Origin of the sequence: Flavobacterium sp. B183 (genome assembly GCF_023539155.1) — a bacterium.
Classification (GTDB): Bacteria; Bacteroidota; Bacteroidia; order Flavobacteriales; family Flavobacteriaceae; genus Flavobacterium; species Flavobacterium tructae.
Genome location: NZ_CP097434.1, coordinates 3,702,513 through 3,722,334, shown reverse-complemented (window position 1 = coordinate 3,722,334; position 19,822 = coordinate 3,702,513). Strand labels below are relative to the sequence as shown.

Annotated in this window: 17 protein-coding genes; 14 read left to right on the top strand and 3 right to left on the bottom strand. The window is 35.4% G+C overall.

From position 1 onward, the window contains the following. Nucleotides 1–332: 332 nt before the first annotated feature. From M4I44_RS15820 to M4I44_RS15785, 8 genes are all read left to right on the top strand, one after another. Nucleotides 333–3,650, top strand: coding sequence for a carboxypeptidase-like regulatory domain-containing protein (locus M4I44_RS15820; RefSeq protein ID WP_249965313.1), 3,318 nt, complete (start codon nucleotides 333–335; stop codon nucleotides 3,648–3,650). 229 nt (nucleotides 3,651–3,879) lie between these two features. After that, complete coding sequence (locus tag M4I44_RS15815) at nucleotides 3,880–5,304, top strand: amino acid permease (protein WP_249965312.1); 1,425 nt, start codon at nucleotides 3,880–3,882, stop codon at nucleotides 5,302–5,304. Between the two features lie 202 nt (nucleotides 5,305–5,506). Next, nucleotides 5,507–6,205: a DUF1826 domain-containing protein gene (locus M4I44_RS15810; RefSeq protein WP_249965311.1), complete on the top strand. Its 699-nt coding sequence runs from the start codon at nucleotides 5,507–5,509 to the stop codon at nucleotides 6,203–6,205. 44 nt (nucleotides 6,206–6,249) lie between these two features. Then, nucleotides 6,250–6,681 (top strand): hypothetical protein, encoded by a 432-nt coding sequence (locus tag M4I44_RS15805; protein ID WP_249965310.1) that lies wholly within the window; start codon nucleotides 6,250–6,252, stop codon nucleotides 6,679–6,681. A 9-nt stretch (nucleotides 6,682–6,690) separates the two neighbouring features. Further along, nucleotides 6,691–7,098, top strand: a complete 408-nt coding sequence (locus M4I44_RS15800) for a hypothetical protein (protein ID WP_249965309.1) — start codon at nucleotides 6,691–6,693, stop codon at nucleotides 7,096–7,098. Between the two features lie 264 nt (nucleotides 7,099–7,362). Continuing rightward, nucleotides 7,363–9,114 (top strand): alkaline phosphatase, encoded by a 1,752-nt coding sequence (locus tag M4I44_RS15795; protein WP_249965308.1) that lies wholly within the window; start codon nucleotides 7,363–7,365, stop codon nucleotides 9,112–9,114. 174 nt (nucleotides 9,115–9,288) lie between these two features. After that, nucleotides 9,289–9,888, top strand: a complete 600-nt coding sequence (locus M4I44_RS15790; RefSeq protein ID WP_249965307.1) for a transposase — start codon at nucleotides 9,289–9,291, stop codon at nucleotides 9,886–9,888. Between the two features lie 539 nt (nucleotides 9,889–10,427). After that, nucleotides 10,428–10,976, top strand: a complete 549-nt coding sequence (locus M4I44_RS15785; RefSeq protein WP_249965306.1) for a hypothetical protein — start codon at nucleotides 10,428–10,430, stop codon at nucleotides 10,974–10,976. Between the two features lie 379 nt (nucleotides 10,977–11,355). On the opposite strand, the gene M4I44_RS15780 is transcribed toward M4I44_RS15785, so the two are convergent. Further along, complete coding sequence (locus tag M4I44_RS15780) at nucleotides 11,356–11,985, bottom strand: DUF6506 family protein (RefSeq protein WP_017497208.1); 630 nt, start codon at nucleotides 11,983–11,985, stop codon at nucleotides 11,356–11,358. 281 nt (nucleotides 11,986–12,266) lie between these two features. Between M4I44_RS15780 and M4I44_RS15775 the strand changes: the two genes are divergently transcribed. The 4 genes from M4I44_RS15775 to M4I44_RS15760 all read left to right on the top strand — a co-directional run bounded on the left by M4I44_RS15775 (nucleotide 12,267) and on the right by M4I44_RS15760 (nucleotide 14,969). Further along, on the top strand, nucleotides 12,267–12,836 hold the full coding sequence (locus M4I44_RS15775) for a Crp/Fnr family transcriptional regulator (protein ID WP_249965305.1): 570 nt from the start codon (nucleotides 12,267–12,269) through the stop codon (nucleotides 12,834–12,836). A 69-nt stretch (nucleotides 12,837–12,905) separates the two neighbouring features. After that, nucleotides 12,906–13,361, top strand: a complete 456-nt coding sequence (locus tag M4I44_RS15770; RefSeq protein ID WP_249965304.1) for a VOC family protein — start codon at nucleotides 12,906–12,908, stop codon at nucleotides 13,359–13,361. A 2-nt stretch (nucleotides 13,362–13,363) separates the two neighbouring features. Continuing rightward, complete coding sequence (locus tag M4I44_RS15765; protein WP_249965303.1) at nucleotides 13,364–13,729, top strand: Dabb family protein; 366 nt, start codon at nucleotides 13,364–13,366, stop codon at nucleotides 13,727–13,729. Nucleotides 13,730–13,946: 217 nt separating this feature from the next. Further along, nucleotides 13,947–14,969 carry an META domain-containing protein gene (locus M4I44_RS15760; RefSeq protein ID WP_249965302.1) on the top strand — a complete coding sequence of 341 codons (1,023 nt, stop codon included), beginning with the start codon at nucleotides 13,947–13,949 and terminating at the stop codon, nucleotides 14,967–14,969. 254 nt (nucleotides 14,970–15,223) lie between these two features. On the opposite strand, the gene M4I44_RS15755 is transcribed toward M4I44_RS15760, so the two are convergent. Then, nucleotides 15,224–16,828, bottom strand: a complete 1,605-nt coding sequence (locus M4I44_RS15755) for a T9SS type A sorting domain-containing protein (protein ID WP_249965301.1) — start codon at nucleotides 16,826–16,828, stop codon at nucleotides 15,224–15,226. A 443-nt stretch (nucleotides 16,829–17,271) separates the two neighbouring features. On the opposite strand from M4I44_RS15755, the gene M4I44_RS15750 reads away from it, so the two are divergent. Then, nucleotides 17,272–18,036 (top strand): restriction endonuclease, encoded by a 765-nt coding sequence (locus tag M4I44_RS15750; protein ID WP_249965300.1) that lies wholly within the window; start codon nucleotides 17,272–17,274, stop codon nucleotides 18,034–18,036. A gap of 57 nt (nucleotides 18,037–18,093) precedes the next feature. Next, nucleotides 18,094–19,197 (top strand): DUF3800 domain-containing protein, encoded by a 1,104-nt coding sequence (locus M4I44_RS15745; RefSeq protein ID WP_249965299.1) that lies wholly within the window; start codon nucleotides 18,094–18,096, stop codon nucleotides 19,195–19,197. Nucleotides 19,198–19,223: 26 nt separating this feature from the next. On the opposite strand, the gene M4I44_RS15740 is transcribed toward M4I44_RS15745, so the two are convergent. After that, the gene (locus tag M4I44_RS15740) at nucleotides 19,224–19,628 is read right to left on the bottom strand and encodes a helix-turn-helix transcriptional regulator (RefSeq protein ID WP_249965298.1); all 405 of its coding nucleotides are present in this window, start codon (nucleotides 19,626–19,628) and stop codon (nucleotides 19,224–19,226) included. Nucleotides 19,629–19,822: the final 194 nt, after the last annotated feature.

Sequence of the window (19,822 nt, the reverse complement as noted above, 5' to 3'; positions counted from 1 at the left end):
ACAGAGACCTTAAAAACAATACGAGAGATAGTGCAGCATGTAATCGGGAAATAGATTATTTTATATTTCATCCACATCCGTCACAGTGTGCAATGTAATTTATGAACTGCCTTTTTTTTAACCTTAAAAAGGCAGCATTCCTATGCATAAAAGAAATGCCTTTCAACACGTTAAACATAGCTTAGGACGAATAAACGTCAAGTTCTTTACTTTGAAGAAAACTGGGAAACTGTATAATAATCATAGTCGCGGTATATTTAACATTGCTTTAACATTATTGTTTTTAGGTGCTGTAGTTTTGTCTCCTAAAAACTTAAATATTGAACAATACAATGAGAAAAGTTATTTTTATTTTGATTATTCTTCTATCGGCCTATGGTCATGCTCAAGTTACAAGTTCGGCAATGTCTGGAACGATTAGATCAAACAAAGGAGAGCCCCTTCCGGGAGCTACTGTGGAAATAATTCACAAACCTACCGGAACTAAATACTATTCGACAACTGGGTTTGATGGCGGATATGCAGCACAGGGTTTGAGACCGGGAGGCCCATATACTTTAAAGGTAACTTACATAGGTTACAAAACAACAGAAATCACAGATATTAATGTTGGTTTAGGAAACAATCTAACCGTAAACGTTAAAATCGACGAAGAACCAAACGCTTTACAGGAAGTCGTAGTGACAACCAAATCCAATGGAAATTTTAACAAAGGAAAAACAGGAGCGTCACAGCAATTTACAAACAGAGAAATTGTAGCAGTTCCCGTACTAGGAGCACGTTCTGTAAACTCTATCACTAAATACAATGCAAATGCCGGTGCTAATGGTACTTTTGGCGGTCAGGATTCAAGATTGAATAATTTTACTATTGACGGATCTGTATTTAATAATGGTTTTGGTCTTGGGAGCGAATCTCAGGCGGGGGGAAGAACAGGATCAACTGCTATTTCACTTGACGCTATAGAGCAGCTACAGGTTAATATTGCCCCTTACGATATCCGTCAGTCGGGATTTCTTGGGTCAGGAATTAACGCTGTAACCAGAAGTGGAACAAACGAAATCGAAGGATCTGTTTATAACTCCTTCAGAAGCAATAAATCCAGTTTTATTGGAACACATCCTGGAAAAGATGTGACCATCAAACCCGGAAAATTTGATGAAAAAATATGGGGAGCACGTATTGGAGCACCCATTATTAAAGACAAATTATTTTTCTTTGGAAACTTCGAAACCATCGAAAATACAAGTCCGGCAACAACATGGACTTCAACAGGATCACCACAAGGCGGGGCTCAGATATCAGAACCGACTTATCAGGAAATGCAGACTCTTTCTAATTATATGAGAGATAAGTTTGGTTATGAAACAGGTCCATGGGAAAATTATGATGCTACTAAAACATCTAAAAAATTCTTAGCGAGAATAGACTGGAATATTAATGATAATCATAAACTTACAGCACGTTATGTACATCATGATTCATCGTCAGACGAGCTAACTTCAAATTCCAACTCATTAGGTTTTGGAAACAGAAGAACAAGTACCTTAGCAATGTCGTTCAAAAACAGTGGTTATACGATCTTAGACAATACAAGATCTTTTGTACTGGAGTTGAACAGTAAATTAGGCAATTCATGGTACAACAATTTTATCGCTGGTTACGATAAACAAATTGAAGACAGAGGGCTTCAGGGAGGAGGATTGTTCCCTACAATTGATATCAAGAAGGGTACTGCAAATTATATATCTGTAGGTTTAGATCCATTTACGCAAGGAAACAAACTTAGCTATTCAACGCTGCATTTTACAGACAACTTAACCAAAACTATCGGTAAACATTCCATTGTTTTAGGAGCTAATTTTGAATACTTCAAATCAAGCAATTTATTCTTTTCCGGATCAAATGGTGTGTATATATTCAATTCTTTAGCAGATTTTTACGCAGCAGCAGATCAATCAGCAGCAAATGCAGGAGCACCTTCCACAGCTACAGCTACTTCGCCTGCACGTTTTCAGTACAGATACTCCGCTTTACCGGGTGCAGTTGAACCTTTACAGGTCCTGAAAACAAACAAACTGGATTTATATGCTCAGGACGAAATTAAACTAAGCGACAGATTCAAATTGTCAGTAGGGCTTAGAGCATCCAGAGTATGGTTTGCCGACACTGCGTTAGAGAACCCGACAGTAACTGCGATGACTTTTGCAAATGGAGAAAAATTCAATACAGGAGAAATGCCTGATGCACAATATTTATTTGAACCAAGAGTAGGTTTCAATTTAGATTTTAATGGAGATGCTTCAACCATAGTAAGAGGAGGTTCAGGTGTATTTACGGGAAGAGCTCCTGCCGTATATTTGTCAAACCAAATTGGAAATAATGGTGTGCTTACAGGTTTTATCGATGCAAGTGGTGCTGCTTTAGCCGCAGGAGGTTATGGTTTTACACCAAGACCTGCACAATATTTCACCCCGTCAACTCCAACGCTTCCTTCCACTTTTGATTTAGCCTTTACAGATAAAAAGTTTAAATATCCGCAAGTGTGGAAAACTACGATGGCAGTCGACCAAAAACTTCCATTTGGATTTGTAGGTACGATTGAAGGAGTAATCCAAAAAAATATCAATGCAATCAATTATTATAACGCCAATTTTGACGCACCAGTCGGAACTTTTACAGGAGCAGATAACCGTCCAAGATATTCAAGAAATGATAACGGAACGAGAATAAATGATAATGTTTCAAATGGGATTGTTTTAACCAATTCTGATAAAGGATATTTTTATTCTACTACCTTCAAACTAGAGTACCCATACCAAAAAGGACTTTGGGGATCTTTCGCCTACACACATTCTGAAGCTGCCGATTTAATTTCTCCAGGATCTATTGCTTCAGGATCATGGACAAGTGCCAGATCTGTAAACGGAAATAATGATTTAGACGTATCCTTATCCAATAATAATACACCACACCGTTTAGTTGGTGTTCTGGGATACAGAATTGAATACGGAAAAGGTTTGGGCGGTGCTACTTCCATCAACCTGGGGTATATCGGAGAAACAGCGAATCCATTTACTTATGCTTATAGTGGTGATATGAATGGCGACAGAGTAAACGGAAACGATCTGTTATACGTACCAAACAGCGCATCTCAACTTAGTTTTGCTCCTTTGGCAGTATCAAGTACTGTAAATGGCGTTACAACAACCAGAACTTATACAGAGGCAGAACAAAGAACGGCATTCGATGCCTACATTGATCAGGACAAATATCTTCGTACTAGAAGAGGTCAGTATGCAGAAAGAAATGCTGCTATCCTGCCAATGTTGCACCGATTAGATTTGTCTATTTCGCAAGACGTTTATATCAAAATCGCAGGTAAAAAGAACTCTTTCCAATTTAGAGCAGACATTCTGAATTTTACAAACATGATCAACAAAAACTGGGGAGTGACACAAAGAGCTACTAATCCTAATGTATTGGCTTACTCTTCTACAACCGCAGGCAACGTTCCGGTTTATACCTTGGCTACGCAAACAGATCCTGACGGAAACCGATATTTAATTAAAGATACATTCCAGAAAAATGCATCAACATTTGATGTTTGGCAGGCTCAATTTTCAATTCGATATATTTTTGGAAAATAACCTGAAAATTTCTTTTAAATAAACTTAAAAAACGGCATTGAATTTTGTTTCAATGCCGTTTTTCTTTTTAATCTTCGCATTAAAAATAAGAATTTGGGGTTGTCATTGGCATGCTCTCAGAAAGCGCTCAAACGTAAGGCGATCTCATAAAAGTTTTAGTGCAGAACATACTTTGTACGATTCCTTTTTTAACTTATCTTCGCTGTCAACTCATTTAAAAATCTAATTTGTGAAAAATAATCAGGAAGTCGTAGAAGAGAATCAGCTTAAACGTGGGCTGACCAACCGTCACATTCAATTAATTGCTTTAGGAGGATCAATAGGAACAGGTCTTTTTCTCGGTATTGGCCCAGCGGCTGTATTAGCAGGACCATCTGTTATTCTGGGATATGCAGTTGCCGGTATTATAGCCTTTTTTATCATGAGACAATTGGGCGAAATGGTTGTCGAAGAGCCTGTTTCAGGAAGCTTTAGTCACTTTGCTTATAAATATTGTGGTTCTTTTGCGGGTTTTGCATCAGGTTGGAATTATTGGATTTTATACATTCTGGTGAGTATGGCCGAACTTACAGCCATTGGGGTTTATGTACAGTTTTGGTGGCCCGAAATTCCGCTGTGGGCATCCAGTTTGTTTTTCTTCCTCGTTATAAATGCTTTAAATTTCGCTTCGGTAAAAGTGTACGGAGAAACCGAATTTTGGTTTTCAATCATAAAAGTAGTTGCCATTATTGCCATGATCCTTTTTGGTACTTACCTGCTGGTAAGTGGTACAGGAGGAGAGCAAGCTACCATTCATAATTTATACAACGATGGAGGTTTTTTTCCAAAAGGGTTCTTTGAAAAAACAGCATCGGGTAGTTTTCAGGGCTTGTTATCTGCAATGGCGCTGATTATGTTCTCTTTTGGTGGTTTAGAGCTAATTGGAATTACCGCTGCCGAGGCAGAAAATCCGGAGAAAAACATTCCAAAAGCAACCAATCAGGTGATCTATAGAATCCTTATCTTTTATGTAGGTGCATTGGTTATTTTATTTGCTTTGTCTCCCTGGCGACAAATAACGACAGACAGTAGTCCGTTTGTAATGGTTTTTCAAAATTTAAACGGAATGGAGTTTGAGTTGTTTGGTACTAAAATATACTTTACCCGCCTGATCGCCAATGTGCTTAATTTAATTGTTTTAACCGCAGCTTTATCAGTATACAATAGTAGTGTATATAGTAACTCACGTATGTTATACGGTTTAGCAGATCAGGGTAATGCGCCTAAGTTTTTAAAGAAGTTAAACAATAAATCAGTGCCTATTAATGCGATTTTAATTTCTTCCTGTTTTGCAGCGATCTGTATTTTAATCAATAAAGTAATTCCAGAAGAAGCTTTTAGCATTTTAATGTCTTTAGTGGTGTCTTCTTTAATTATCAACTGGGGAATGATTTCGTACACGCATCTTAGATTTAGACGTACGAAAGAGCAGGAAAGCACTAAAACGATGTTTCCATCGATATTTTATCCGGTAAGTAATTATATCTGTTTGGTATTTTTGTTGGGAATTTTATCCATCATGTGGATGACCGATATGAAGTTATCCGTAGAATTAATTCCTATTTGGCTGGGTATTCTTTTTATATTTTACAAAGTTTATAAAACAAAAAAATAAATAACTTTTATCGGATTTTCTGTTATTATCCATTGAGTGTAATCATTCTTAAACACATAGAAACATAGACTCTGACTTCTCGAAAGACGTTTCACTTAGTTAAAAAGCATAGGGTTTGCTATGTTTATTTATGCAATTGAAATGCCTTCTCGCGGTAACAAAACTATGTTTCTATGGGGTTAAATAGAATTTTTTGTAATACATGAGCAACACATTTTTGAACAACAATCAAATTGGAATAGTCGCTACTTTCTCTGAACTCGTACAGACTCATTTTAAAGGAGAAAGGAATGCACTGTGCTGGTACAGAAATTTGGACGGCGATTTTAACGAAATTGTAACTAAATTATCTTTAGAAGAAAATATCACAGTAGTTTATCCCGAAGATCTAATCGCACTCGAACTCACCGAAAAGGGGAGTATCGCCAGAGAAATTATCTTAAATGATTTACAACTATTAACTGATTTTGGAGCTTCGCCCTCGCTTAATTTACTAAAGTGTTACGAACGTGATGACGAATTTGATTTCATCTCGACAGATGTGTATTCGTTTCATGTAGATCGTTCGCCCATTGCAACCGATACTTTTTTATGTACTTACCACGGAGCAGCAAGTGATATTGTTGCTAATTCGCAGGCAGAACAAAAAATTCTGATTCCGGAAATCCGTGTAAAATTACAAGAGCTGCACGATGGACCGCCGGAAGAATTCGAAAGTTTTCTAGAAGAAAATTATTTCGATTTGCATTATCAGTTACATCCCAATGCAGCACCTGTTAATTTAGGCTTAGGGCATCTTTGGCGTCTGGCTGTAGATCATCCCAAACAAGAAGTACTGCCATGTATTCACAGAGCACCCATAGAAAACGATGGAGAGTACCGATTGTTGTTGATTTGTTAAAGGAAATAATTGTATTTGAATAACTATTTCTAAATCCAAAATATATGTGCATAAACGGAAAAGAAATTAAACTTTGTACCTGTGTTCCAAATGGAATGGATACCATTATTCACCACAAGAATTCCCGAAAAAACAGAAAAAAAAGACGTGTCGACTTTACCTGGACGTTAGAAAAATGCATGGGCTACAGTAAAACGACAATGGATGGAATGGGGTACAGGCCGGAGGAAGTTTTAACAGAAGATTTGACAAACGAGGGAATGCTTATGGTACTTAATGACACTAAAAAATGTTTCGATTTTGATTATCAACCTGGTGAAGGGGATAATCTTCAAGTTTTTGCTCCCGAAAACTCTATGAGAAGACATTTATCTTTTATTTTTAAAAATGGAGAATGGACAGCCGGCTCTCATATGCCTTTTATGTATGAGATGGAAAAAATAAATTTTGGAAAAGTAACTTTTAAAGATGTTTAAAAAACTAAAGTGAAAGAATTTATCAAAAGAATATTTAGAAAATCAACATCGGAAGTATTTGTAAATGTCGAAATTGAATTAACCGAAAATTGGGTCAGATACAACAACGGAAATTCAATTGGAAAGAAAGGTTCTGAAAGAGGTAAGATTTTAAATGATCAGGAGCATATAAATGGTTCTAGAATAACGATTGAAGCCAATGCCGGAAGTATTCCATTTGCTATTACATTTGGAATTTATGGATTAATGGTTCATACAGAATTCTTTAGCGAAATAGAAATTGCCACTGAATATTTCAAAAGAAAAAAAAATGAGATCGACGGGATTCTAAAAATGTTTGAAATTTCGGAAGAAAACCAAGATATAGAATGGAAAAGTAAAATGGACGAGTACTTAGAAAAATTAATTTACGAGTAAAAGTGGTTGATAATTGCTAGTATTCGCGGCAAATTGAGTTTTCGAATCTCCGAAGTGTTGAATTGTAAGCTGCGCAAATGTCTCCGACTTTGTGTATTTTTTATACTTACGAGTTATTAAATTTTATAAAAGTCTCCTGACTTTAAATGTTACTTCTTACTTTATTTTAGTAAATGAATTCTTAATAGTAATGTAAGGTAATTTTAAATATGCCATAACTTTGGCCTTAAGATTAAATTGTTTTTTTGACATAAAAATTTTTTTATGGAAAAGAACAAGGATTTAGGCAGAAGAAAGTTTCTTAGAAATTCTTTATTGGTTGCCGGAGGAGTTTTCATCGCCCCACTTATTGAAAGCTGCAGTAACGATGACAAACCAGACCATGATGGTGCTCCGGATGGAATGAAAAACGAAGGTTTTGAAACAGGAGTAGCCAGTTTTGACCCTACTGAAACCGGAGTGATTATCTGGACAAGATATTCAGCAGGCTCCGATGCCGAAATTAATTGGGAAATAAGTAAGAATGCCTCGTTTACTGAAATAACCAGAAAAGGGCAGGCAGCAGCATCTTCTACAAATGATTTTACAATAGCGGTAGATGTTCAGAATATTCCATCGAATACAAAATATTATTATAGATTTTATAATGCCAAAACCAAACAAGTTACAGTTACCGGAGAAACTCGCACATTACCCTCTAAAACAGACAGTGTAAATGACGTGAAAATGGCTGTTGTTTCCTGTTCTAATTTTCCGGCGGGACTTTTCAATGTGTACGGAGCAATTGCTTCTTCAGAGGCCGATGTAGTGGTGCATTTGGGAGATTATATTTACGAATACGCGCCGGGACAGTACGGGACAAATCCGTTTACTAACCCGCTGGGCAGAGAACATAAACCCGCCAGAGAGATTACAAGTCTTAGCGATTACAGAGAACGATACAGACAATATAGAGGAGATAAAAACTTGCAGCTTCTGCATCAGAAAAAACCTTTTATATGCGTTTGGGACGACCATGAATTTGCCAACGATACCTATAAATCCGGTGCCGAGAACCATCAGCCTTCCGAAGGAGATTTTCAGGTGAGAAAAATGGCTGCTTTCCAAGCTTATAGTGAGTATATTCCGCTTAAGACAGGAAAAGATTTTAGAATTTACAGAAGCTTCAATTTCGGGACTATTCTTTCCCTTTACATGATGGATACCAGAGTCATTGCCAGAGATAAGCAGCTAAGTTATGGTGATTATATCGATAATAGCGGAAATTTTGACCAGACTAAATTCAAAACCGATCTGTTAAGTACCAACAGAAAACTAATTGGAACCGAACAAATGGCATGGCTGGGATCGCAGATCAATGCAGATACCGCTAAATGGAAAGTACTCGGCCAGCAAATCCTGATGACTAAAATGCTGATTCCTGCTGAGTTATTGATGCTTTTGAACCAAATTTTAGGAGAAGTCTCTAAATTAGGAAGTGCAACACCGGCGACTATGAAGGCGCTTACTACAACAATCTCCCAACTTGTGGTGATTAAAATGAGACATAAACAAGGAGATCCTTCATTAACGGCTCAGGAAATTGCGAGAGTTACCACAACTTTACCTTATAATCTGGATGCCTGGGACGGTTATTTTGCCGAAAGAGAACAATTATACGCGATGCTTTCCGGAAAAAATATAGTGGTTTTGGCCGGAGATACGCACAATGCATGGATGGGTAAACTTACCGATATGCAAGGGAAACGAATAGGGACTGAAATAGCATGTAGTTCGGTTTCGTCACCGGGATTAGAATCGTATTTCGGAATTACCTCAGACCCTACAAAAGCGATAGAACTGGCACAAGCCTTTACAGTTCTGATAGATGACTTAGAGTATGCCAATTTGTACAAACGTGGATACACCTATCTTAAATTTACAGCATCCGGTTCTGAAGCCGAATGGCGATTTGTAGACAGTGTAACCACTGAAACCACCAATACGGTTACAGAAAAAAAATATACTATAGCCTAGGAATTCTATTCGACAGAGTTTCTTATGAAAAGCTGCGCAAATGTCTCTGACTTTGCGCAATTTTCTTAGTAGTTATAAATCATAATCGTTTCAAGAGTCTCAGACTCTTTTTTATCAGTTAATAAGTATTTAAAAATAAGTTAAATCTTATATTTTTGTAAAAAAGATTTAAAAATGAAAGAGGGATACATAATAAGAGATCAAACGTTGCCACATTTTATAACTTCAACAGTTGTGGACTGGATAGATATTTTTACACGTCAGGTTTATAGAGATATAGTCATTGAGAGTTTAGAATACTGCATTGAGAATAAAGGAATGATTTTATATGGTTATGTTATTATGAGCAATCATATACATTTAATTATTCAATCTAAACATGGAAAATTATCAGATTTATTAAGAGATTTTAAAAAATTTACCGCGAAAAATATACTTGAAAAGATTCAAAATATCCCTGAAAGTAGAAGAGAATGGATGTTAGGACGTTTTAAATTAGCAACCCACAGTCATTCAAGAAATAAAGAATACCAATTCTGGCAGTATGGAAATCATGCAGAAGAAATTTATAGTAATGAGTTTATGTGGTCAAAATTAGATTATATACATTTAAATCCAGTAAGAGGCGGAATTGTTGCTAAAGCATCAGATTATATTTATTCAAGTGCAAGTAATTATGTATGTGATTCAAGACTGCTAAAAGTTGAAAAAGCTGATAATCCAGTAATAAATGTTTTAGACCATAAATCGTTTGTTCGTTATAATAAATATTAATTTTTTAGTTAAAAGTCAGAGACTTATAGAGGTCTTTGTTCTTTCATGAAGACTTGAGTAGGTAGCGCAAAGTCGGAGACATTTGCGCAGCTTTAGAAAAGAACACTGCGGAGAGCTGAGATTTGTAGACAGTGTAACCACTGAAACCACCAGTACGGTTACAGAAAAGAAATATACTATAGCCTAGAATTTACGCTCTCCAGTTTGTCATTTCGACCGAAGGGAAACCGGAGCAATAGCGGATAGGTAAAGCAAATCGCAAGCTAATTTCGACAATGTAAATCACCAATCTTTGTTGAACTAGATTGAATTAAAACGGAACAGGAGTAATCGTGGTCCGTTTTTTTATTTTATCGATTTAAATGTTTACAAAATAAGAAATGATATTTGGCTGCGAAGGAGGTTTTATTTTGCTGTAACAAAATGAACAAAAAAAATATTTTGTTTCAAAAGTTGTAACAAAAAAGTAAAAAATAAAAATTTGTTACAGCTTTTGAAACAAATTCAAAAATAAATTAAATTTGTTCATCAAATAAATTATGGAACAACCAAAAGCAGGAGTGATGGAAAAAGAGGAGAATATTGGAGCGTTGATAGGAATACCACAGGAAGAAATGGCAATGTTGCTGGAGGTAAAGCGCGTTCAATGGGCGCTGTTCCTGACAGGAAGGCGAAGTCTGCCACCAACCGCACTGCTTAAATTGAGCGAGATGCTTACTATTTTAAAGAAACCGGATAATGAAGCCCCGGATGATGAAGCCATAAAGGAGGAGCAGGCACAAATAACTAGATATTTAGAAAAGGAGATCATCATCAACCTAAACAAACAGCAGCTTGTCCTGAACCAACTCGAGAAATGCAGGAAAAAGTTCCAATCGGCGGAAAATGCGATGAAAATTGCTAATGCCTTAATCGCCAGAGAACAACAAACCTATACCTGGCAGAAGGAACTTTTACCTATTATAAAAAGAACCGCCCAAGATGTCCTGAAGAAAAACAGCGTACTGATACAAGAGCAATATACCATAAAACTACTGGTACTACAGCAGGAAGAAGTAGTCTTGAGAGAACGATTATTGAGTAAGTAGATTATGATCTTTACACAGCACCTGTGAGGTACACCTTGCAGAGCAGAGTAAATATTAAATTTTTGATTAAAAGTCAGAGACTTATAGCGGGTTTTGTTCTTTCATGAAGACCAGAGTAGGTAGCGCAAAGTCGGAGACATTTGCGCAGCTCTAGAAAAGAACACTGTAGAGAGCTAGAGATTTATAGACAATATCACAACTGAAACGCGACCGCTACTGTTACAGAAAAGTTATTCGATAGCATAGGAATTTTATTTGAAACGGATCGAATTTTTCTCGAAAGTGCCAAAGAAAAAGATGAAACTAAATCGGAACTGGAGTACTCTTGTTCCGATTTTTTTTATCGTATTGATTTGAATATTCTCAAACCAAGTATTGATTATTGATTTGTTACTTCTAAAGTGAAGCTTCCTATTCCAACTGGAGCACGGCCGTTGACTGCTTCAATTACTTTGGCTGCTCCAGAAGCAGTGAATCCTCCGTAAAGTTCAATCAACCCAAAACCAGATTCTACAAGTTCTGCAGCAATCTTAGCTCCCATAGCTTCATCCGGTACCGGAATAAATGTGGTATGTTGCGGATGAAATACTTGTTCGAAACGGTCTCGTATTGGGTCACTACCACTCTCAAGAATAATGAAGGCTTCGCGAGGTGGGTGGCCATCGTGAAAGGATAAACTAAAAGCAGCTGCCAAAGCCAGCGATTCGAACCCAAAAGTAACCGAACTCACTTTGGCTCGACTTCCAATTGCTTCACTAACCTTTGCTCTCCAGACAGGCGAAATAGCACCACACAGTTCGATTAATTCTGCACCATCGTCTGCCAGTGTAATGGCAGCTGCCAGAGATTCTGAAGGGTCACCGATGGCTACAATTGTCAACTTACCAGATGCACTTTCACGAACAAACTTGGTTGTATTAGGTACTGCACCATAACCTTCATATATAATAGCCTTGTCGAGAGGACGTTGGTTTTCTTTGAAATCTACTTGTTTTACTGTTTTTTCCATGATTGTTTTTTGTTTTATTATTTAATAAGGCAAAGATCTCTGGAAATTCGTGTGTTTTTTTTGATGTAGATCAAAATCGTTTCTAGTATCGGAATGCGATTTAAAGCTTCTTGAGGTATGTTTTAAAAACAAGCAATCAGAACAGGGCAGAAATATAACAGGTTTTATTTATTGGTATTTTTTAAAGCAAATTTTAATTTAGTAAATTTGATTTTAAATCAAATGATACAAATCGGCGGGTGTTTATTTAAGAACTTATGCAATCGCGTTTCCCAACAGCTATGAACAGTATAAATCCATTAATTCAACAATTTAAGAAATATGGAACGCTGAGTTCAATCACCGAAACGGCTATTGAGCAAAAAACCAAAATATTTATAAAGAAAAAAAACGATCATTTTTTGAAGCAGGGACAGCTACTAACAAGTTATTTTGTGGTAAAGAAAGGTGTTTTCAGAGCTTATATTAATCGGAATGAAAAAGAAATAAACGTATGGTTTGGAGAAGAAAACCAAATTTTTGGGGCCATAATGCCTATGTATGCCAATAAACCTTCACCAGAGTACATACAATTTTTAGAAGATTCAGAAGTATATGCCATTGCAGTAGATGATTTAGAGATTTTATACGAACAGTATCCGGAGTTAAATCGTATTGGCAGAAAAATAGCCGAAGAGCTGTGTGTTATTCTAGAGGATAGAATTACTTCGTTGCATACCGAAAGCGCCACAGAGCGTTATCAATCACTTATGGAACAACAGCCTAGTTTAGTACAGCGTATTAATCTGGGGCATATTGCTTCTTTTTTGCGTGTAACACAGGAAACTTTAAGCAGAATACGCAAACGCTGACGATTTTGACCTACATCAAAAAATAGAATCTTTTTGCTTACGATCTTTGCAGTACTAAATAATTAAGACATGCAAAAAGATAGATTAAATTGGTTTAAGAATGTAGAACATCGTACACATCCACATCCCGGACTGAACTGGTTAACAGCCACTCTAAGCGTACCGGACGTAGCCAGAGCAATAGATTTTTATACCGGAGTAATGGAAATGGTTTCCATTTCTGAGTTGGAAGATCAAAACAATGGAGAACTATTGTTTGCAAGAATTCGTTATCGCGGAAACAATTTTGTACTCAATAAAGAACATTGGGATTTTCAGGCAGTAGCTCCAATTACTTCAGGACAAGTGTCTCCTTTTGTTTTTTACTTGTATGTAGACGATGTAAAAACATTGGTTGCCGAAATTAGAAAAGATAAAGAGGCTAAAATTATTGCTGAACCGGAAATGCAGTTTTGGGGAGATTTAAAAGCAAGAATTCAGGATCCGTTTGGTTACATCTGGGATTTGGCAGAAAAAGCGAACTAAAGATGAAATATTTATTTTTAGGCTTAGCCATTTGCGCAGAGCCAGGGCAAAACCAATGCAAATCGAACAATCCAAAAGCGGTAAATGTGGTGTTATTCAAATTCAAATCGGAGGCATCATCGGAGCAGGAGCAAAACTTTAAAAGTGAAATGCTGAAAAAGCACAGTATGGTTTCAGGACTTATAGATATTTCTTTTGGGGAAAACGTTACAGATATAGCAAAAGGATTTACCCGTGCAGAAGCAGCCCGGTTTAAGGACCAAAAATCGTTAAAAGTATTCAGTAAATCAGATCCTGTTGAAGAGCTAAATACCAGTTATATCAAACCGGTTTTGCAAGAGATTCTGGTATTCAATTCTTTTTCTTAACTTAGTAAAAGCAATACTCGTGCTAAATTAAATGGAGAATGCAAAGCTGGAGACATTTGAGTAGAATGATTCGATGCTTGCTGAGCACTTCACAGAGCAGGAGGGATGATAAAAAAATGTTAAAAACATTCTATATTTTAAAGTGGCACAGTTCGTGCTTGAAAGGAAATCATTGAATAATCTGAATGCTTAATCGGTATTCTAAAAAATTAAAATAATGAAAAGATTTAAATGTATTTATGTTTTTGTAGCGGTATTATTATCAACAATTACATATGGCCAGGAAAGTTTAAAAATGTTTGTAAAAGAAAGTAAAGTGTCCTGTATGGGTGTTGGCCCTATGGAATGTTTGCAGGTAAAGTATGACAAGGACAAAGAATGGCAGCTATTTTACGACCATATTGAAGGTTTTAATTTTGAAAAAGGAAATCGATACGAGATATTGGTTACAAGAACAAAAAGGCAAGAGCCTATTCCTGCCGATGCTTCTGCATACCAGTACAAACTGAAAAGCATTGTTTCGAAAACTCCTGTAAATGTCGAAAAAGGAATTTATAATACCAAAATGATCTTGACCCAGTTAAACGGAAAAAAGATAACTAACGGGAAAGCATTTATTACCATTAATGACGAAACTGGTACAATAAACGGTAACAACGGATGTAATATCTTCAATGTAAAGTATACAAAGCTTTCTGCCAAAAATCAAATTAAGACCGATTCTCCTTTTGGAACTTTAATGGCTTGTGAAGGTGAAGGGATGAAATTGGAGCAAGATTTTAGCGCTGCAATCACAAAGAAAAAGTTCAAAATTGTAAAGAAAAACAACAAAGTGCAGTTTAGAAATGGGAAGAACAAAGTGGTGATGGAATTTTCTATACCAACACAAAATCAATTGTGGAGTTTTATTGCAAAAAACAATTGGAAACTAATCGCTCTTGAAAATGTTGGACAGGATTACGGAAAGGCTTCTATTAAGTTTAATCCTGCAGAAAAGAGAGTGAGCGGAAGTACAGGCTGTAACAACTTCTCCGGAACTTATGCAACTACTGGTGATCGTATTTCTTTTGATAGGGTAGCGGCTACTGCTATGGCATGTATTGGTGAAGAAGGAAACAAAACAGAACAAAAAATGTTGTCTTATCTAAACAATAAAGACTTACGTTTTGATGTAGCCGATCAAACTCTTAACTTTTATCTTAATGATAAATTGGTCATGATGTTTGGCATTACAAGATAAATTTGTTCTATATGCCGTCTTAAAATAGACGATCATAAATAAAAAACCAGTGAAGTAAATTCACTGGTTTTTTTATGACTTTACGTTTTAGATTACATATTTGCAAGTGCGCGCAAAGTCAAATACATTTGTGTAGCGCTTGTGGGGTACACTTAGCAAAGCAACGAGAAAATCTTGTAAAAATAATAGATAAAAAAAGGTCGGAAGATTTCTCTTCCGACCAAAAGCAATCATAAGACTTTCTTTTAAATGTGTTACTGCTTGATAAATTTTGTCTTATATATATCAACTCTACTTTCTGCTGATATACTTAGACTTAGCGGCACTTCAAGGAAATAAATTCCAGGGCGTAAATTTGAAATATCGAAATGGAACATACCTGAATTACGAATCATTATTTCAGCTGGTGTCACCGTATTTCCTGTACTATCTACTATAACTATACCATTATTTATCATACGTCCCGGAGTCCTTAATGTTATTATTGTTGTAGCAGGATTTGGAAAGAGTAAAACAGCTTCATTATTTGGTCGGACTTCGAAATTTATTTGCGCCACATTGCTTATGTAATTTTTGTTATTTGCAAAATCATACAAAACTCTTTTATAATAATGAGTAGCTTCAAAGTATGTGGTTTCGGGATTGGATGATGTAAGCGTATAGTTTTGTCCGGTTGCTCCTAAAATTGGCGCCCAGTTTATATTATCTTTTGAAAAGAGCCATTGAAAAGTCGCATTATAAAGGGTGTTCCCGGTTAATTGGTTTAGAGGTGTGTTTCCGCTGATTGTCTGATCACAGCATATACTGTTTTTTGCCGAGCTATTTTCATAAGGCACAACCTCGATAACATTACTCGCGGCAGACCTTCTGTATAGGGATGTACTTGTCGGGTCTTCTATTAACAGTCGTCTATATTCTAATGTAAAATCAGATTTGGCAGGAGTGTAGTTCATTTGTGTAGCTCCGGGAATATCTTTCCATCCATAGTTATAAAAGTACAATTTAACATTTCCCCATGTCAGCGGCTCTTTTGTTCTGCTTTGCCACTGATAATTGTTTATTGCGATTGTAGTAGCTCCCGAACTTACCATGCCTTGATTACCCGTTAGTGTTTTTGGACTCTCTCCATTTTGTAAATATTGACTTTTTGCAATACTATTTTCGATTTTTTTAGGATCGTTAAGTCTTGTGAAAAAATCAACTACATGAAAATTAATTCGGTTGCCAACTACTTCACGTCCATCATTAAAAAAAGTTCTTTCCCATAATGATCCGGGATCATAAAAGGGGGTATTTGGTTTTACGGCATTACGGCCAATATCAACCCAATCCTGATGAACGACATCGTAATAACCTGAGAATTTAGGGAGTAATGGTGTACCGCCAAAAGGAACTATCTCTGTATTTGAGTCTGAAGATGGCGGATTTGGAGGAGGAACCCCGTTTTTAATGACAGAAATAGTAGCGCTCTTGTAGGTTATCCCTGAAAAAGTTTTGTATTCTGCATAAATAGATCCTGATGAAGTACTAAAATCACCTGCGTTTAGAGTTACAACAAAACTGCGAATCGCTATTTTTCCTTCTCCAAAAAATAATGCGCCACCATTTCCTCCGGTAACTACATTTGCATTTAAACCGTTAAGCGAGTATATGCTAATTGTTCCATTATTTCCCGGTATTGCAGGCATTTCGACCGTAACGCCTAAAGAAACACGTGCCTCAGTTTTGTTGCCTAAGTTAATTGGCCCCGTGTTTATGTTTTGGTTGTCGACAGCTGTAGGTGTAATTGTAACTTTTTGCCCAAATGAAGTAAAGGTTAAAAAGAAAAATAGGATAACATAAAGATAATTTTTTCTCATGATAAAATTTTAAGATTTATAAGAGATAAAAGTAGAATTAATATATGAATTATCTTATTTTTAAAAGTTTTAATGTGCCTAAAATGTTAGAATATTATCTTGATTATTCTGCTTCTTGTGCTGGCGGGAGTAGGGGATCAGTTTTAAAAAAACCAGTGAAGTTAGTTCGCTGGTTTTTTATAGATAATTAGTTTTAAACTCTGAGACTTTATGACTTTTATGTTTTAAACTAGATATTGCAAGTTGGCATAAAGTCAGAGACATTTGGCAGCGTTTCTGAGGTATACTTTGCGGAGCGGGGGGACATTTGTTAGCACTTGCGGGAGCACAGGGGTAGATAAATTAGACAGCAACTGATCAATTATGTTTTTATATTTTAAATCACGTAATTTTACTTGCTGGATCTATAAAATTCTTACTTAAATTGCTTAAAAAATCTTTATATGGCAATCCAAAAAATTTCAGAAGAAGAATTCTATAAATATAATGTCTATAAGCATCCTTCAGGGAATCTGCTAGGAGAGGAGGTTGCATGGTTTTCCGAAACAGATGCAAGTCTGATCGCATTGCTACTAAAGGATAAAATAGATAAAGACTATGCTTATGTAATACTGAGCAATGAGGAAGGCGATGAATACAGAGCTATGGAGGTTGAAGCTTCGCTCGATACGAAGCAAGCAGCAGAAAATAAGTTAAGGAAAAAAATAGGAGAATTGGTTGTAAAAGATCAATTTCGAGATAAGATTTATGAGCAAGATCAAAGCTTAATTCAATCAGAAAAATTAATTATTACTGATATTAATGAAGAAGTAAAAAAATACTTTAAGAAGCATCCCGAGAAACTTTATGAACTGCATCCAAGAAAATTTGAAGAACTTATAGCAAGTATTTTTGAGGACATGGGAATGGATGTTGAATTAACGAAAGCAACAAGAGATGGTGGTAAAGATATAATTGCGGTGATGAAAAATGCGCTCACAAATATGGTTTTGTTTGTTGAATGTAAAAGATATGCTCCTGATTTTAAAGTTGATGTAGGAATAATTAGGGAAGCAGCAGGTGTACATAGTTTTCGCAATCCAGAGAAAAGTATTATCGTTACTACTAGTTTTTTTACAAAAGATGCTGTTGAAGAAGCGAAACTCCTTCATGGCAAAATGCTATTAAAAGATTACAATGATTTAAAAGGCTGGCTTGGTAATTATTGAAATACTAAGAATAACTATTTTTTTAACTTGGTTTATAATTTTTTTAACTTGATAGAAATGGATTTCACGACTCTTAGAGAAAAAACAATAAAATTTGGTGGATTGTATGGAGTAGATGATTCTTATACATTTTATTATGACGAAACAAATAATATTCGAAAATTTTATGTCCGAGAGCATAATTTTAATGAATCTGTCAAGAAAAATTTCGTCGTTGGAGGGTTATGTTATGATAAAACAAAATTTAATTTAGGGGATTTGTTCAATAAACTAAATCTTCCTTCTAATGTTGAAGAAATAAAATTGAAACACATTGCTAAAGGTAATTTTTTAGAGTGTTTAACATCTAAGAAATTAAGACTATTTTTAGAAGGTATTCAAAAAAGTGATTTATATCTCCACTATTCAACTTTAAATTTTTTGTATTTTTCGATTGTTGATATAGTTGATTCTATAGACAGCGGAGATGATCAAAATTTTATTATGTCAAACAGAATTATTAAAGATGCTCTCTATCAAATTATAGAACTGGATAGAACAGAGTTTATAAAGCTTTTTTATAAATATGGATATCCAAATATCAAAGCCTCAGATTTAATTGAGTTCGTAAAAGATTTTATTTTTTTAATTGAATCTACAAAAGAAGAAAAATTATTACACCAGTTAAATAATCTGAAAGATTATCTTTTAGATTCCGCTGATAAAGGTAGGCTCATTTTTTTGACAGACGAGACGGATCATATGCTTATCGAAGATTTCGTACATTTTTATGCTAGACCAATGTATTTATTCAAGAATTCAAGACATATTTTCGATATGGAAAAAACAGTAGCTCCTCTTACCGAAGAACTTATGATGGAGATAGATGGAACAAAGCTAGATAATTATAGCTTCATCGATTCTAAGAATAATCTTTATATTCAAGCTTCTGACATTATAGTTGGGCTTCTGGGTAAATATTTTGATTATTTAGTAGAAAATTCGCTAGAAAAAATAAGGCAAACATTAATAAATCTTGACGATATATCATATTCAAACCTTGAATTGTTTGCAGAAATTATTGATAAGACTGATAGGAAAAATAAAGCTTTTATTCATAAAGTAGTTGCTGACAGTGAGATGGAAAAAGATCAGTATATTCTTGATTATTTTTTTAATTGAAAGTTGTATTTTATGAATTATTGTAATTATTTGTTAATCAATTTTTCAAGCCTGACCATCATCTCATCTTTCTCTTTCAACATACGCTCATATAACGCAATTTTTTCTTCGTGAAGTTGGATTATCTTGTCAATTGGATCATTATTGAAAGTTGGGCTGTAATTTATCAACCCTTGAGTATCATGAAAAGTATTAGAAATAATATTTATCGCCTGCTCTTCATCAAAATTCTGAAAAGCTTCCACCGGAATTCTTAATACAGTTGAAATTTGTTTTAGCAGTTTATCTTCAATGACATCTTTTTGCTCGAGCATCGAAATTTTCTTTTGGTTCCAGTCTTCACCAAGATCATAAGCCAATGCTTCCTGTTTGATATTAAGCATTTCTCTAAAACGCTTTAAGTTTCTTCCCTGATGTATTTTCTGTTCCATAACGAATATCAATTTTCTAAAGGCTCAAAGATAACCTCATTTGGGTTAAAAATCTCTGAATTTCAAAGATAAAAAAATATCGTATAAAACAGCTGTTTTGTCAGATATTATACCAATTTTTATTCAGGTATAATATCCGCTATTCGAATAGATTATCTTTTTGAAAGCATAGAACTTCGTTGGTGAATTTTAAA

Excerpts from the sequence above, each read along its gene's own strand:
- M4I44_RS15745 (WP_249965299.1), top strand. The coding sequence starts at position 18,094 with ATGGATTTCACGACTCTTAGAGAAAAAACAATAAAATTTGGTGGATTG.
- M4I44_RS15750 (WP_249965300.1), top strand. The coding sequence starts at position 17,272 with ATGGCAATCCAAAAAATTTCAGAAGAAGAATTCTATAAATATAATGTC.
- M4I44_RS15775 (WP_249965305.1), top strand. The coding sequence starts at position 12,267 with ATGAACAGTATAAATCCATTAATTCAACAATTTAAGAAATATGGAACG.
- M4I44_RS15755 (WP_249965301.1), bottom strand. The coding sequence starts at position 16,828 with ATGAGAAAAAATTATCTTTATGTTATCCTATTTTTCTTTTTAACCTTT.
- M4I44_RS15820 (WP_249965313.1), top strand. The coding sequence starts at position 333 with ATGAGAAAAGTTATTTTTATTTTGATTATTCTTCTATCGGCCTATGGT.
- M4I44_RS15770 (WP_249965304.1), top strand. The coding sequence starts at position 12,906 with ATGCAAAAAGATAGATTAAATTGGTTTAAGAATGTAGAACATCGTACA.
- M4I44_RS15790 (WP_249965307.1), top strand. The coding sequence starts at position 9,289 with ATGAAAGAGGGATACATAATAAGAGATCAAACGTTGCCACATTTTATA.
- M4I44_RS15760 (WP_249965302.1), top strand. The coding sequence starts at position 13,947 with ATGAAAAGATTTAAATGTATTTATGTTTTTGTAGCGGTATTATTATCA.
- M4I44_RS15810 (WP_249965311.1), top strand. The coding sequence starts at position 5,507 with ATGAGCAACACATTTTTGAACAACAATCAAATTGGAATAGTCGCTACT.
- M4I44_RS15805 (WP_249965310.1), top strand. The coding sequence starts at position 6,250 with ATGTGCATAAACGGAAAAGAAATTAAACTTTGTACCTGTGTTCCAAAT.
- M4I44_RS15795 (WP_249965308.1), top strand. The coding sequence starts at position 7,363 with ATGGAAAAGAACAAGGATTTAGGCAGAAGAAAGTTTCTTAGAAATTCT.
- M4I44_RS15780 (WP_017497208.1), bottom strand. The coding sequence starts at position 11,985 with ATGGAAAAAACAGTAAAACAAGTAGATTTCAAAGAAAACCAACGTCCT.
- M4I44_RS15740 (WP_249965298.1), bottom strand. The coding sequence starts at position 19,628 with ATGGAACAGAAAATACATCAGGGAAGAAACTTAAAGCGTTTTAGAGAA.
- M4I44_RS15785 (WP_249965306.1), top strand. The coding sequence starts at position 10,428 with ATGGAACAACCAAAAGCAGGAGTGATGGAAAAAGAGGAGAATATTGGA.
- M4I44_RS15765 (WP_249965303.1), top strand. The coding sequence starts at position 13,364 with ATGAAATATTTATTTTTAGGCTTAGCCATTTGCGCAGAGCCAGGGCAA.